General features: G+C 73.1%; 14 protein-coding genes. All 14 read left to right on the top strand.

The genetic code is table 11. From position 1 onward, the window contains the following. The first annotated feature begins 190 nt into the window (after window positions 1–190). The 14 genes from hrcA (at window position 191) to ACWCXH_RS18050 (ending at window position 13,594) form a co-directional block, all read left to right on the top strand. Window positions 191–1,225, top strand: coding sequence for a heat-inducible transcriptional repressor HrcA (gene hrcA / locus ACWCXH_RS18115; protein WP_449802402.1), 1,035 nt, complete (start codon window positions 191–193; stop codon window positions 1,223–1,225). 77 nt (window positions 1,226–1,302) lie between these two features. Continuing rightward, complete coding sequence (gene dnaJ, locus ACWCXH_RS18110) at window positions 1,303–2,445, top strand: molecular chaperone DnaJ (protein ID WP_449802401.1); 1,143 nt, start codon at window positions 1,303–1,305, stop codon at window positions 2,443–2,445. A 93-nt stretch (window positions 2,446–2,538) separates the two neighbouring features. Further along, window positions 2,539–3,288, top strand: a complete 750-nt coding sequence (locus ACWCXH_RS18105) for a 16S rRNA (uracil(1498)-N(3))-methyltransferase (RefSeq protein ID WP_449802400.1) — start codon at window positions 2,539–2,541, stop codon at window positions 3,286–3,288. A gap of 113 nt (window positions 3,289–3,401) precedes the next feature. Next, window positions 3,402–6,653, top strand: a complete 3,252-nt coding sequence (locus ACWCXH_RS18100) for a S41 family peptidase (RefSeq protein ID WP_449802399.1) — start codon at window positions 3,402–3,404, stop codon at window positions 6,651–6,653. Between the two features lie 103 nt (window positions 6,654–6,756). Next, complete coding sequence (locus ACWCXH_RS18095) at window positions 6,757–7,542, top strand: RDD family protein (RefSeq protein ID WP_449802398.1); 786 nt, start codon at window positions 6,757–6,759, stop codon at window positions 7,540–7,542. Window positions 7,543–7,599: 57 nt separating this feature from the next. Continuing rightward, the gene (locus ACWCXH_RS18090) at window positions 7,600–7,953 is read left to right on the top strand and encodes a histidine triad nucleotide-binding protein (protein WP_449802397.1); all 354 of its coding nucleotides are present in this window, start codon (window positions 7,600–7,602) and stop codon (window positions 7,951–7,953) included. Window positions 7,954–7,957: 4 nt separating this feature from the next. Beyond that, window positions 7,958–8,881 carry a ribonuclease Z gene (locus tag ACWCXH_RS18085; protein WP_449802396.1) on the top strand — a complete coding sequence of 308 codons (924 nt, stop codon included), beginning with the start codon at window positions 7,958–7,960 and terminating at the stop codon, window positions 8,879–8,881. A gap of 308 nt (window positions 8,882–9,189) precedes the next feature. After that, window positions 9,190–10,230, top strand: coding sequence for a PhoH family protein (locus ACWCXH_RS18080; RefSeq protein ID WP_449802421.1), 1,041 nt, complete (start codon window positions 9,190–9,192; stop codon window positions 10,228–10,230). Between the two features lie 14 nt (window positions 10,231–10,244). Continuing rightward, on the top strand, window positions 10,245–10,739 hold the full coding sequence (ybeY, locus tag ACWCXH_RS18075) for an rRNA maturation RNase YbeY (RefSeq protein ID WP_363649003.1): 495 nt from the start codon (window positions 10,245–10,247) through the stop codon (window positions 10,737–10,739). 19 nt (window positions 10,740–10,758) lie between these two features. Further along, window positions 10,759–12,084: a hemolysin family protein gene (locus tag ACWCXH_RS18070; protein WP_449802395.1), complete on the top strand. Its 1,326-nt coding sequence runs from the start codon at window positions 10,759–10,761 to the stop codon at window positions 12,082–12,084. A gap of 41 nt (window positions 12,085–12,125) precedes the next feature. Then, window positions 12,126–12,362, top strand: a complete 237-nt coding sequence (locus ACWCXH_RS18065; RefSeq protein WP_449802394.1) for a hypothetical protein — start codon at window positions 12,126–12,128, stop codon at window positions 12,360–12,362. Between the two features lie 38 nt (window positions 12,363–12,400). Continuing rightward, the gene (locus tag ACWCXH_RS18060; protein ID WP_449802393.1) at window positions 12,401–12,946 is read left to right on the top strand and encodes a DUF4383 domain-containing protein; all 546 of its coding nucleotides are present in this window, start codon (window positions 12,401–12,403) and stop codon (window positions 12,944–12,946) included. A 31-nt stretch (window positions 12,947–12,977) separates the two neighbouring features. After that, window positions 12,978–13,331 (top strand): cytidine deaminase, encoded by a 354-nt coding sequence (locus ACWCXH_RS18055; RefSeq protein ID WP_329931100.1) that lies wholly within the window; start codon window positions 12,978–12,980, stop codon window positions 13,329–13,331. Window positions 13,332–13,432: 101 nt separating this feature from the next. After that, the gene (locus ACWCXH_RS18050; RefSeq protein ID WP_449802392.1) at window positions 13,433–13,594 is read left to right on the top strand and encodes a hypothetical protein; all 162 of its coding nucleotides are present in this window, start codon (window positions 13,433–13,435) and stop codon (window positions 13,592–13,594) included. Window positions 13,595–13,602 lie beyond the last annotated feature (8 nt).

Here is a 13,602-nt window from a genome sequence, read left to right as displayed (position 1 = left end):
ACCCCCGCGCCGGGAACTGCGGGCAGGATCACTCCCGCCGTGCCGTTCCTGCCGTCGGACCCGGGCCGTACACTGGCAGGTACGGTTCTGGCACTCGTGCGTTCAGAGTGCCAAAGCCGGGGCCTTCCAGGGCCTGCAACATCGCGATGCGTCACAACGGACAACGTGCGAAGACGGAGGTACGTGCCCCATGGCCGGTGAGGTCCGCCAGCTGGACGACCGCAAGCTCGCCGTGCTCCGTGCGATCGTCCAGGACTACGTGGGCACCGAGGAGCCGGTCGGCTCGAAGGCCCTGGTGGAGCGGCACAACCTCGGGGTGTCCCCGGCCACCGTCCGCAACGACATGGCGGCGCTGGAGGAGGACGGGTACATCCACCAGCCGCACACCAGCGCCGGGCGCATCCCCACCGACAAGGGGTACCGCCTGTTCGTCGACAGGCTCGCCGAGGTCAAGCCGATGAGCGCGCCCGAGCGTCGCGCGATCCGGCACTTCCTGGAGGGCGCGGTCGACCTGGACGACGTCGTCATGCGCACCGTGCGGCTGCTCGCCCAGCTCACCCGGCAGGTCGCCGTGGTGCAGTACCCCTTGCTGAGCCGTTCGACCGTGCGGCACATCGAACTGGTCGCGCTCGCCCCGACCAAGGTGATGCTGGTCCTGATCACCAACACCGGCCGGGTCGAGCAGCGGACGGTGGACTGCCCGGGCACCGTCGGCGAGACCGTCCTGTCGGACCTGCGGGCCCGGATCAACACGCGGGCGGTCGGCCAGCGCCTGCCGGACGTACCGGCGGCGCTGGAGGAGCTGCCCGCGATGTTCGAACAGGTCGACCGGGCGACCGTCAGCACGGTCCTCGCGACGCTGTTCGACACGCTCGCCGAGCAGAACGAGGAGCGGATCATGCTGGCCGGCACGGCCAACCTGACCCGCTTCGGCCACGACTTCCCGCTCACCATCCAGCCGGTGCTGGAGGCGCTGGAGGAACAGGTCGTCCTGCTCCGCCTCCTGGGTGAGACCACGGACGCGGCGATGACGGTCCGGATCGGCCGGGAAATCGCCTACGAGGGGCTGAATTCCACCTCGGTGGTGTCGGTCGGCTACGGTTCGGGCGACGAGAGCGTGGCCAAACTGGGTGTGATCGGTCCGACCCGGATGGACTACCCGGGCACAATGGGGGCGGTGCGAGCGGTGGCGCGGTACGTGGGGCAGATCCTGGCCGAGTCCTAGCAAGGCAGCCGCCGTTGGACATCCGACGGTGGCGTCCAGTCGCAGCACTACTACAGGCGGAACAAGCGGAGCATTAGGTGGCCACGGACTACTACGCGGTACTCGGCGTCCGACGGGATGCGGGGCAGGACGAGATCAAGAAGGCGTTCCGGCGCCTGGCACGCGAACTGCACCCGGACGTCAACCCGGACCCGAAGACGCAGGAGCGGTTCAAGGAGATCAACGCCGCCTACGAGGTGCTCTCCGACCCGCAGAAGCGACAGGTGTACGACCTCGGCGGCGACCCGCTCTCCCCGGGCGGCGGCGGTGGCGCGGGCGGCTTCGGCGCCGGCGCGGCCGGTTTCGGCTTCTCCGACATCATGGACGCCTTCTTCGGCGCCGCGGCCGGCCAGCGCGGCCCGCGCTCGCGCACCCGCCGCGGCCAGGACGCCATGATCCGGCTGGAGATCAGCCTGGAGGAGGCCGCGTTCGGCACCACCAAGGAACTCCAGGTCGACACGGCGGTCACCTGCACCACCTGCAGCGGGGAGGGCGCCGCGCCCGGCACCTCCGCGCAGACCTGTGACATGTGCCGCGGCAAGGGCGAGGTCTCCCAGGTCACCCGGTCCTTCCTGGGCCAGGTCATGACCTCCCGCCCCTGCCCGCAGTGCCAGGGCTTCGGCACCGTCGTGCCGACCCCGTGCCCGGAGTGCGCCGGCGACGGCCGGGTCCGTGCCCGCCGCACCCTGACCGTCAAGATCCCGGCCGGTGTCGACAACGGCACCCGGATCCAGCTGGCCGGCGAGGGCGAGGTCGGCCCCGGCGGAGGCCCGGCCGGCGACCTGTACGTCGAGATCGCCGAGACCACGCACAGCGTCTTCCAGCGGCGCGGGGACGACCTGCACTGCACCGTCACCATCCCGATGACGGCCGCCGCGCTCGGCACCCAGGTGCCGCTGCAGACCCTGGACGGGCTGGAGGAGGTCGACATCCGGCCCGGCACCCAGTCCGGCCAGTCGATCCCGCTGCACGGCCGAGGCATCACCCACCTGCGCGGGGGCGGCCGGGGCGACCTGATAGTGCACGTCGAGGTGCAGACGCCCACCAAGCTCGACGCCGAGCAGGAGGAGCTGCTGCGCCGGCTCGCGGTGCTGCGCGGCGAGGAGCGCCCGTCCGGCCAGTTCGCGCCGGGCCAGCAGGGCCTGTTCTCGCGCCTGAAGGACGCGTTCAACGGCCGCTAGCCGTCCATGGAGGGGTGCCGGGGTCCTCGCCTCGGCACCTCTTTCGTGTTTCCCCCCTCGGGCCGCAGGCCCCACCCCGGAAAGGCTCCGCTCATGACCGCCCCCGTGTTCGTCGTCGAGACCGGGCGGCTCGCCGCCGCCGCGCCCGGGGCCGTGGTGCGCCTGGACGGGCCGGAGGGGCGGCACGCCGCGGCGGTGAAGCGGCTGACGGCGGGCGAGGCCGTCACCCTGGCCGACGGGCTCGGGCTCGGGGTGGACGGGACGGTCGCCGAGGTGCTCGGCAAGGACGCGATCGACGTGACGGTCGCCGCCGTGCGCCGCGAGCCGGAGCCGGCGCCGCGGATCGTCGTCGTCCAGGCGCTGCCCAAGGGCGACCGCGGCGAGCTGGCCGTGGAGACCATGACCGAGGTCGGCGTGGACGTCGTGATCCCGTGGGCCGCCTCGCGCTGCATCACCCAGTGGAAGGGCGACCGCGGCGCCAAGGCGCTCGCCAAGTGGCGGGCCACCGCCCGCGAGGCGGGCAAGCAGTCCCGCCGGCTGCGCTTCCCCGAGGTGCGCGAGCCGATGAGCACCCGCCGGCTGGCCCCCGTCCTGGCCGGGGCCGCGTTCGCCGCGGTGCTGCACGAGGAGGGCGCCGAGCCGCTGGCCACGGCCGCGCTGCCGGCCGCCGGGGACATCGTCCTGGTGGTCGGCCCCGAGGGCGGCGTCTCCCCGGAGGAGCTGGCCGCCTTCGCCGAGGCCGGTGCGAAGCCGCACCGGCTGGGCCCGTCGGTGCTGCGCACCTCGACGGCCGGCGTGGCCGCCGGGGCGCTGCTGCTGGGGCGCACGGGGCGCTGGGCCTGACCGGCCCCACCCGGTACCCGTCCGGTACCCACCCGGTGCCCGTCCGGTCTCCGGCCGGGTGGAGTCGGGTAAAAGAGGCGCGCCTCGTCCGCACACGTGCTTACGCTGGCCGCGTGACGGAACCCCTCAGCTCCTCTGCGGGCGCGTATCTGCGCCACCCTCATCTGCACGGTGACCTGGTCACCTTCGTCGCCGAGAACGACGTCTGGCTCGCCCCGCTGGACGGGGGCCGGGCCTGGCGGCTGACCGCCGATCACCTGCCGGTCCACCACCCGCGGTTCTCCCCGGACGGGCGGCACATCGCCTACACCTCGGCCCGGGACGGCGCGCCCGAGGTGCACGTCGTGCCGGTGGACGGCGGCCCCTCGCGGCGGCTGACCCACTGGGGCAGCGACCAGACCCAGCTGCAGGGGTGGACCGCCGACGGCCGCCCGATCGCCACCACCACCGCCGGGCAGGCCACCTTGCGCCGCACCTGGGCGCACGCGGTGCCGCTGGACGGCGGCGAGCCGGTGCGGCTGCCGTACGGGCCGGTCGGCGGGCTGGCCTTCGAACCGGACGGGGACCGCGTGCTGCTGGGCACCGTCAACAACCGCGAGCCGGCCTGGTGGAAGCGCTACCGGGGCGGCCGGGCGGGCAAGTTGTGGATCGGCCGGAACGAGTTCGTCCGGATCCACGAGGACCTGGACGGGCAGCTCTCCTCGCCGCTGTGGGCGGGCGGTCCCGAGGGGTCGAGGATCGCGTTCCTGTCCGACCACGAGGGCGTCGGCGAGCTGTACTCCAGCCTCCCGGACGGCACCGGCCTGCGCCGCCACACCACCTCCCCGGAGGGCTTCTACGCCCGCAACGCCGCCACCGACGGCACCCGGGTGGTCTGGCACCGGGCCGGTGACCTGTGGCTGCTGGAGAGCCTGGCCGAGGGCGCCGAGCCGCGTCGCCTGGACGTCCGGCTGGCCGGGCCGCGCACCGGCCGCCGCCCGCGCCCGGTGCCCGCCGCGCACTGGCTGGAGGGCGTCGCCCCGGACCGCACCGGCCGGGCCAGCGCCGTCGTGGTGCGCGGCGGCGTGCACTGGCTGACCCACCGTGAGGGCCCGGCCCGGGCGCTGGACGAGACGCCGGGCGTGCGCGGCCGGCTGGCCCGCGTGGTGCCGGGCGAGGACGGCGCGCAGGGCGTGCTGTGGGTGTCGGACGCCGAGGGCGAGGACGGGCTGGAGTTCGCCCCCGCCGTGCACGGCGCCGAGCGCCGCCGGCTGGCCGCCGGGCGACTCGGCCGGGTCAACTCGCTGGTGGTCTCCCCGGACGGCAAGCAGGCGGCGCTCGGCGTGCACGACGGCCGGGTGCTGCTGGTGACGCTCGCCGACGGCGCCGTGCACGAGCTGGCCCGCAGCACCGACGGCGAGGTGAGCGGCCTCGCGTTCAGCCCGGACTCGGCGTGGCTGGCCTGGTCGCGCCCGGTGCCGGGCACCGGCGCGTGGTCGCTGCGCCAGATCGTGCTGGCGAACCTGGCCACCCGGACGGTCAGCGAGCTCACCCAGCAGCGCTTCGTCGACACCTCGCCGGCCTTCACCGCGGACGGCCGCTACCTGGCGTTCCTGTCGGTCCGCAACTTCGACCCGGTGTACGACTCGCACGTCTTCGACCTGTCGTTCCCGAACGGCTGCCGCCCGTACCTGATCACGCTGGCCGCCGAGACGCCGTCCCCGTTCGGCCCGCAGCGGGCGGGGCGGCCGCTCGGCGGGGAGGACGAGGAGCCGCGCGGCAAGAAGGCGGAGGGCGAGGAGGGTGGCGCCGACGCCCCGCCGGTCACCAGGGTCGACCTGGACGGCATCGCCGACCGGATCGTCCCGTTCCCGGTGGAAGGCGGCCGGTTCGGCACGCTCAGGGCCGGCAAGGACGGCGTGCTGTGGACGCGTGTCCCGCTGCTCGGTGAACTCGGCGACGAGGCGGCCTCGTTGGAGGAGGAGCGGCCCCGGGCCACGCTGGAGCGGTTCGACCTGCGCAAGCGCCGCGTCGAGCAACTCGTGCACGGCCTCGACGGGTTCGCGGTCAGCGGGGACGGCACCCGGCTGGCGGTCCTGGACGAGGGCGAGCTGCGGATCGTCCCCGCCGACCACAAGGCGGGCGGCGAGGACGACGAGACGGCCGTCGACCTCGCCCGGCTGCGGGTGACGGTCGACCCGGCCGCCGAGTGGCGCCAGATGTACGCCGAGAACGGCCGGCTGATGCGCGACAACTTCTGGCGCCCGGACCTCTCCGGCGTCGACTGGGCCGGCGTCCTGGAGCGCTACCGTCCGCTGGTCGAGCGGGTCGGCTCGCACGACGACCTGGTCGACCTGCTGTGGGAGGTGCACGGCGAACTCGGCACCTCGCACGCCTACGTCATGCCGTACGGCCTGCACACCGAGCCCGCGCGGCGGCAGGGCCTGCTCGGTGCCGACCTGGTCAAGGACGGGGACCTCTGGCGGATCGCCCGGATCCTGCCCGGCGAGTCCTCCGACCCGCGGGCCCGCTCGCCGCTGGCCGCGCCCGGCGCCGCGATCCGCCCCGGGGATGCGGTCCTCGCCGTCAACGGCCGCCCGGTGGACCCGGTCACCGGCCCGGCGCCGCTGCTGGCCGGCACCGCCGGGCAGCCCGTCGAGCTCACCGTGGCCGGCAAGGACAGCACCGGCCAGCGCCACCCGGTGGTCGTCCCGCTCGCCGACGAGGAGCCGCTGCGCTACCACGACTGGGTGGCCGGGCGCCGGGCCGAGACCCGCGAACTGTCCGGCGGGCGGCTCGGCTACCTGCACATCCCGGACATGCAGAGCGCCGGCTGGGCGCAGCTCCACCGCGACCTGCGCTCGGAGATGGCCAAGGAGGGCGTGATCGTCGACATCCGGGAGAACCGGGGCGGCCACACCTCCCAGCTGGTGATCGAGAAGCTGGCCCGCCGGATCGTCGGCTGGGACGTCGCCCGTGACATCGCCAGCCCGGTGCCCTACCCCGGCGACGCCCCGCGCGGGCCGGTCGTCGCGCTCGCCAACGAGTACTCCGGCTCGGACGGCGACATCGTCAACGCCGCGATCCAGGCGCTGAAGCTCGGCCCGGTGGTCGGCACCCGGACCTGGGGCGGGGTGATCGGCATCGACAGCCGCTACCGGCTGGTCGACGGCACCCTGGTCACCCAGCCCAAGTACTCGTTCTGGCTGGAGAACTACGGCTGGGGCGTGGAGAACCACGGCGTCGACCCGGACGTCGAGGTGCCGATCGCGCCGCACCAGTGGGCCGCGGGCGAGGACCCGCAGCTGGCCGCCGGCGTCCGGATCGCGCTGGCCGCGCTCGCCGAGACCCCGGCCCGGACGGCGCCGCCGCTGCCCTGGGAGTAGCCGGTGCGGGTCCGGAGCAGGAAGTCGGGCGGGCGGACTTCCTGCTCCGGGCGGTGAGTAGGATGCGGGGCTGATCTTGATCGACAGCTCTACGGGGGAGCACATGGCACAGGGCTATCCGCCGCCGCAGCAGTACGGCCAGAACCCATACGCACAGCCGCAGTCGCCGCCACAGGCGTACCCGGCGCAGGGGTACCCGCCGAGTCCGTACGCGCAGCAGCAGCCGCAGTACCAGCAGCCGCAACAGCCGTCCCAGCCGCAGCAGTACCAGCAGCCGCAGCAGTACGGGCAGAACCCGTACCCGCCGCACGGGCAGCCGGTGCCGCCGCCCCAGCCGTACCAGCAGCAGTCGGCCCAACAGCCGTACCCCGCGCAGCCGTACCCCGCGCAGCCGTACCCCGCGCAGCCGTACGCCGCCCACGGGCAGGCGTTCGACGCCGCCACCGCGGCGCCCGCGCCGCCGGAGACCAGCAACTACCGGCGCTTCCCCGCCATCCTGATCGACTTCCTGGTCGCCGTCGGTCCGGCCCTCGCCGTCGCCGACAAGGCCGGCAACCCGGGCAAGCACGGCGCACCGGCCGCCGTGCCGTGGATCGTGGCACTGGTGGCCACCGGTCTCGTCCTCTCCTTCGTCAACCAGGTGCTGCTCGCCCGCCTCACCGGCTTCAGCGTCGGCAAGGGCGTCATGGCGCTGCGGGTGATCCGCCGCAAGCGCGTCATGCACCCCAACACCTGGCGGCTCACCCGGCGTTGGCTGCTCGGCTTCGTCGTCCTGCTGGTCAGCTGGCTCAGCGAGGAGTTCGAGGGCGAAGGGGACATCGTCGGCGTGCGGATCGTCCGCTGGAAGCACCTGCGGGAGTACGAGCAGGCCACCGGGCGGCTCGGCTAGGCTGCCGCCGTACGAGCCCCCGCACGAGAACCCGCACGAGAACCCGAGGAGAACCCGATGGCCGGCGAGCCGCAGCCCGACTGCCTGTTCTGCAAGATCGCGGCGGGCGAGATCCCGGCGACGGTGGTGCGCAAGACCGAGCGCGTCCTCGCCTTCCGCGACATCGCCCCGAAGGCGCCGGTGCACGTCCTCGTCATCCCGCACGTCCACTACCCGAACGCCGCCGCGCTGGCCGCCGCCGAGCCGGAGATCGCGGGTGAACTCCTCGCCGAGGCGGGCCTGGTGGCCGAGGACGAGGGCATCCGGGACTACCGTCTGATCTTCAACACCGGTGCCGGTGCGGGACAGACCATCTTCCACGCGCACGTGCACGTGCTCGGCGGCATGCCGATGACCGAGCGCATGGTCTGACCACGTGTCGCAGCGCGAACTCGTCGTCCTCGGCACCGCCAGCCAGGTGCCCACCCGGCACCGCAACCACAACGGCTACCTCCTGCGCTGGGACGGCGAGGGCCTGCTGTTCGACCCCGGCGAGGGCACCCAGCGGCAGATGCTGCACGCCGGGGTCTCGGCCACCCAGATCACCCGGATCGCCGTGACCCACTTCCACGGCGACCACTGCCTGGGCCTCGCCGGGGTGATCCAGCGGATCAACCTGGACCGCGTCCCGCACCCGGTCGACGTCTACTTCCCGGCCTCCGGCGAGGTCTACTTCGAGCGACTGCGGCACGCCACCGCCTACCACGAGACGGCGGTGCTGCGCCCGCGCCCGATCGACGAGCCCGGCCCGCTGCCCGCGCCCGGCGCGCGCTTCGCGCTGGACGCCGTCCGCCTCTCGCACCCGGTGGAGTCCTTCGGCTACCGGCTGTCCGAGCCGGACGGCCGCCGGCTGGTGCCCGAACGGCTCGCCGCCCTCGGCGTCTTCGGCCCGGCGGTCGGCCGGCTGCAGCACGAGGGCGCGATCGAGGCGGCCGGCCGGCGGGTCACCCTGGACGAGGTCAGCGAGCCCCGGCCGGGGCAGCGGTTCGCGTTCGTGATGGACACCCGGCTCTGCGACGGCGTCCACGAACTGGCCGAGGGCGCCGACCTGCTGGTCGTCGAGTCCACCTTCACCGACGCCGACGCCCACCTCGCCGAGGACCACGGCCACCTCACCGCCGGGCAGGCCGCCAAGGCCGCCGCCGAGGCCGGTGTGCGCACCCTGGTGCTGACCCACTTCTCCCAGCGCTACCCCGACCTCGGCCAGCACCTGGCCGACGCCCGCAAGCACTTCGACGGCGAGCTGGTGCTCGCCGCCGACCTCGCCCGGGTGCCGGTCCCGCCGCGGCGGCAGCCCTGAGCGCGCCCCGAGCGCACCCGAGCGCACCCGGGCGCGCCAGGGCGCGCCGAAAAGGGCTCGCGCCGTCCGCCGATCTGCCGCAGCATCGTCGGGTGCGGCCCCGCCGCCCGCCGCGGCGATCACGCTCGCGGCGTACGCTGGTGCCCCGGAGACACCGAGCGGCACACGACACCACGGATGGGATGAGGCAGGCCCAGCGCCGACCTATGAGTGACACATCGCAGACCCGTACCAACGGACAGTCGCGCCCCGAAACGGCCGACGACGGCCGCGTCAGCGCCCGGATCGTCATCCCCGAGAAGCATCCGATGGTCACCCTGCTCGGCACGGCGGACTCGCTGCTGCGTGTGATCGAGAAGGGCTTCCCCGCCGCCGACATCCACGTCCGCGGCAACGAGGTGACCGCCACCGGGGCGCGCGCCGAGGTCGCCCTCGTGCAGAAGCTCTTCAACGAGATGATGCTGGTGCTGCGCACCGGCCAGCCCCTCACGGAGGACGCCGTGGAGCGTTCCATCGCCATGCTCCGCAGCCAGGAGGAGAACCCGGACAGCCCGGCGCCGTCCCAGGTGTTCACCGCGAACATCCTGTCCAACCGGGGCCGCACGATCCGCCCCAAGACCCTCAACCAGCAGCGCTACGTCGACGCGATCGACAAGCACACGATCGTCTTCGGCCTCGGCCCGGCCGGCACCGGCAAGACCTACCTCGCGATGGCCAAGGCCGTCCAGGCCCTCCAGGCCAAGGAGGTCAACCGGATCATCCTGACCCGCCCGGCCGTCGAGGCGGGGGAGCGGCTGGGCTTCCTGCCCGGCACCCTCTACGAGAAGATCGACCCGTACCTGCGCCCGCTGTACGACGCCCTGCACGACATGATGGACCCGGACTCCATCCCGCGCCTGATGGCGGCCGGCACCATCGAGGTCGCCCCGCTCGCCTACATGCGCGGCCGCACCCTCAACGACGCCTTCATCATCCTGGACGAGGCCCAGAACACCTCGCCCGAGCAGATGAAGATGTTCCTCACCCGCCTCGGTTTCAACTCCCGCGTGGTGGTCACCGGCGACACCAGCCAGATCGACCTCCCGGGCGGCACCCGCAGCGGCCTCAAGGTCGTCCAGGAGATCCTGGCCGACGTTCCCGACATCCACTTCTCCGTCCTCACCAGCACCGACGTGGTCCGCCACAAGCTGGTCGGCCGGATCGTGGACGCGTACGAACGCTGGGACGCCCGGCAGGAGGCCGAGGAGAACGGCCCGGCCGCCCGCAAGCCCGCCCAGCGGCGCCCCGGCAAGACCACGGCGCCCCGCGCACCCCGCGCACCCCGCCAGTCCCATCGCACCGAAAGCTGAGTAAGCAGCCCGTCATGTCGATCGACATCGCCAATGAGTCCGGCTGGGACGCCGACGAGGAAGCAATCCTCGACGTCGCCCGCTTCGCCCTGGAGAAGATGCGGATCCACCCGCAGTCCGAACTGTCCGTGATCCTGGTGGACGGTGCGGCGATGGAGGAGCTGCACATCCAGTGGATGGACCTCCCCGGACCCACCGACGTGATGTCCTTCCCGATGGACGAGCTGCGCCCCGGCAAGGAGGGCGAGGAGCTGCCGCAGGGCCTGCTCGGCGACATCGTGCTCTGCCCCGAGGTCGCCGAGCAGCAGGGCAAGGCGGCCCCGTCCAAGCACTCGATGGACGAGGAGCTCCAGCTGCTCACCGTCCACGGCGTGCTGCACGTGCTCGGCTACGACCACGAGGAGCCCGAGGAGGAGGAAGAGATGTTCGCCCTCCAGAAGCGGATCCTCGACGACTGGCGGGCCGGTCGCGGGCTCGGCGGCATCTCGCCGGCCCCCACCACCCACTGAGCGCGGAGCCCGAACCCCTGTGAGTGGTGAGAGTACGAGCTTCATCCTCGGCGTCGTGCTGCTCGTCGTCCTCGGCTGGCTGGCCGCGTGCGCCGAGGCGGGCATCTCCCGGGTCTCCCGGTTCCGGGCCGAGGAGGCCGTCCGCTCCGGGCGGCGCGGCGCGGCGCGGCTGCTGACCGTCGCCTCCGACCCGATCCGCTACCTCAACCTGGCCACCCTGATCCGGGTGGCCAGCGAGATGGCGGCGGCCGTCCTGGTCACCGTGGTGTGCGTGCGCAACGTGGCCCCGACCTGGCAGGCCGTGCTGCTGGCGTTCGGTGTGATGGTGCTGGTGTCGTTCGTCGCGGTGGGCGTCTCACCGCGCACGATCGGGCGCCAGCACCCGCTGACCACGGCGACCGCGGCCTCCTTCGTGCTGCTGCCGCTGGCCGCCGTGCTCGGCCCGATCCCGCGGCTGCTGATCCTGCTCGGCAACGCGCTGACCCCGGGCAAGGGCTACCGCGAGGGGCCGTTCGCCTCCGAGGCGGAACTGCGCGCCCTGGTCGACCTGGCCGAGAAGGACGACCTGATCGAGGACGAGGAGCGCCGCATGGTGCACTCGGTGTTCGAGCTGGGCGACACCATCGTCCGCGAGGTGATGGTGCCGCGCACCGATCTGGTGATGATCGAGCGGCACAAGACCGTCCGGCAGGCGCTGACGCTGGCGCTGCGCTCGGGCTTCTCGCGCATCCCGGTGGTCGGCGACAACGAGGACGACGTGGTCGGCATCGTCTACCTCAAGGACCTCGTCCGGCGCACCCACATCAACCGGGAGGCCGAGTCGGAGGAGGTCGGCGCGGTGATGCGCCCGGCCGTCTTCGTCCCGGACTCCAAGCCGGCCGGCGACCTGCTGCGCGAGATGCAGCAGCGCCGCTCGCACGTGGCGATCGTGATCGACGAGTACGGCGGCACGGCCGGCCTGGTCACCATCGAGGACATCCTGGAGGAGATCGTCGGCGAGATCACCGACGAGTACGACCGGGAGATCGCGCCGGTGGAGGACCTCGGCGACGGCTCGTACCGGATCACCGCCCGTCTCCTGGTCGAGGACCTGGGCGACCTGTTCGGCATCGAGCTGGAGGACGAGGACGTCGAGACCGTCGGCGGCCTGCTCGCCAAGCACCTCGGCCGCGTGCCGATCCCCGGCTCGGCCTGCGAGATCCCGCTGCCCGAGCCCACCGACACCGGCCTGACCGGCATCCTGCTGACCGCCGAGTCCTCCGCCGGCCGCCGCAACCGCATCGGCTCGATGGTGGCCACCCCGGTCCGCAAGACCGGGGGGCCGGATTCCGAGCACGGCGAGTAGCGCGAGTAGCGGGCGGGCGGCCGCGGAGCGACCATGTTGGCATGACGCATCAACTTCGCGCCGAGTACGGCCCGCAGGGAGCGGCCGGTGGGGTCAAGGTCTGGCACGTGGTGCGGGACGGCGACCTCGCGGTGGCGCTCTGCGGCCGCACGATGGCCGACGACGCCGAGACGCGGCCCGAGCAGGAGTGGGGCACCGGACTGCGCTGCTGCCAGCAGTGCGGCTCGCTCTACATGCACGAGGTCCCGCACATGCAGGGGAGCCATCCCTACAGCTAGGCCGGGTTTCACCCGGCCGACCCATGGTGGAGGTCGCCATGAAGCTGCATGACGAACTGCCCGTCGACTCGAAGCTCGCCACGGTGTGGCGGATCGGGGCGGGGCTCGGGGGGATCTTCCTGATCGTGTTCGGGGGCTTCGGGCTGGCCGACCACCCGGGCTTCCTCGCGACGCACGGTGACCGGATCAGCGGGCTGTCGACCAACGGGGCGCTGAGCATCCTGTCCGTCGTGGTGGGCGCGATCCTGGTGCTGGGGGCGGTGATCGGCGGGAACTTCGCGTCCAACCTGAACATGGTGGTCGGCGTGCTGTTCGTCCTGTCCGGCTTCTACGGGCTGGCGGTGCTCGGCCGGCCGGAGGCGAACATCCTCAACTTCCGGATGACGAACGTGCTGTTCGCGTTCGTCTTCGGGATCGTCGTGACGACGTTCGGGATGTACGGACGGGTCAGCAGTCACCTGCCGCACGACAACCCGTTCTGGCGCAGGCGCATCTCGCGCGAGGCGGGGCTGCCGTCCGGTCCGAAGACCTTCGTCAAGATCCTCAACCCGAACCCGGGGCCGACCCACCCGGTCGGCCACTGAGTCCCGGCGAGGGGAGGCCTATGCTCGGCGCATGAGTGACATCGTCGAGCTCGACCCCGAAGACAAGAAGATCATCACCCTGGCCCGCTCGGCCCGCGCCCGCAACGGCGTTCCCGAGGGGGCCGCGGTGCGTGACGAGACCGGGCGGACGTACGTGGCGGGGACGGTCGCGCTGGAGTCGCTGCGGCTGAGCGCGCTGCAGACGGCGGTCGCGATGGCGGTGGCCAGCGGTGCGAAGTCGCTGGAGGCCGCAGCCGTGGTGAGCGAGGCGGAGCAGCCGGCCGAGGCCGATCTGGCGGCCGTCCGGGACCTCGGCGGGGCCGGGACGCCGCTGCTGCTGGCCGGTCCGGACGGGGCGCTGCGGGTGGCGGTCAAGGCCTCCTGAGGGCCGTTTCGCGCGCTCTCCACGCGTCGGTGGCCCGGCGGAAGGTCCCCGTGTTAAGCGGATAATCTCACCGGAGGGGTTTCGGTGAGGGGGCTGGGGACATGGGGGCGATGGCGTTCTTCGCCGGGCTGCTGCTGTTCGTGATGGGGATGGGCAAGTGGCAGGAGACCGGCTCGCCCTGGTGGCTCGGGGGCTCGCTCGCCTTCCTCCTGCTGCTGATCGTCGCCGCGCTGACCTCGCGCGGCGGCGGCTCGAAGGGCTGACCGCGCGG

It is taken from the genome of Kitasatospora sp. NPDC001660 (genome assembly GCF_053596725.1).
Note: the sequence above shows the minus strand (reverse complement) of the source record. Positions and strands in the feature narration are given on the sequence as shown.

Bases quoted from the DNA above. Each gene is read 5' to 3' on its own strand.
- hrcA (WP_449802402.1), top strand. From the start codon at position 191: ATGGCCGGTGAGGTCCGCCAGCTGGACGACCGCAAGCTCGCCGTGCTC.
- ACWCXH_RS18105 (WP_449802400.1), top strand. From the start codon at position 2,539: ATGACCGCCCCCGTGTTCGTCGTCGAGACCGGGCGGCTCGCCGCCGCC.
- ACWCXH_RS18095 (WP_449802398.1), top strand. From the start codon at position 6,757: ATGGCACAGGGCTATCCGCCGCCGCAGCAGTACGGCCAGAACCCATAC.
- ACWCXH_RS18090 (WP_449802397.1), top strand. From the start codon at position 7,600: ATGGCCGGCGAGCCGCAGCCCGACTGCCTGTTCTGCAAGATCGCGGCG.
- ACWCXH_RS18080 (WP_449802421.1), top strand. From the start codon at position 9,190: ATGGTCACCCTGCTCGGCACGGCGGACTCGCTGCTGCGTGTGATCGAG.
- ybeY (WP_363649003.1), top strand. From the start codon at position 10,245: ATGTCGATCGACATCGCCAATGAGTCCGGCTGGGACGCCGACGAGGAA.
- ACWCXH_RS18065 (WP_449802394.1), top strand. From the start codon at position 12,126: ATGACGCATCAACTTCGCGCCGAGTACGGCCCGCAGGGAGCGGCCGGT.
- ACWCXH_RS18060 (WP_449802393.1), top strand. From the start codon at position 12,401: ATGAAGCTGCATGACGAACTGCCCGTCGACTCGAAGCTCGCCACGGTG.
- ACWCXH_RS18055 (WP_329931100.1), top strand. From the start codon at position 12,978: ATGAGTGACATCGTCGAGCTCGACCCCGAAGACAAGAAGATCATCACC.
- ACWCXH_RS18050 (WP_449802392.1), top strand. From the start codon at position 13,433: ATGGGGGCGATGGCGTTCTTCGCCGGGCTGCTGCTGTTCGTGATGGGG.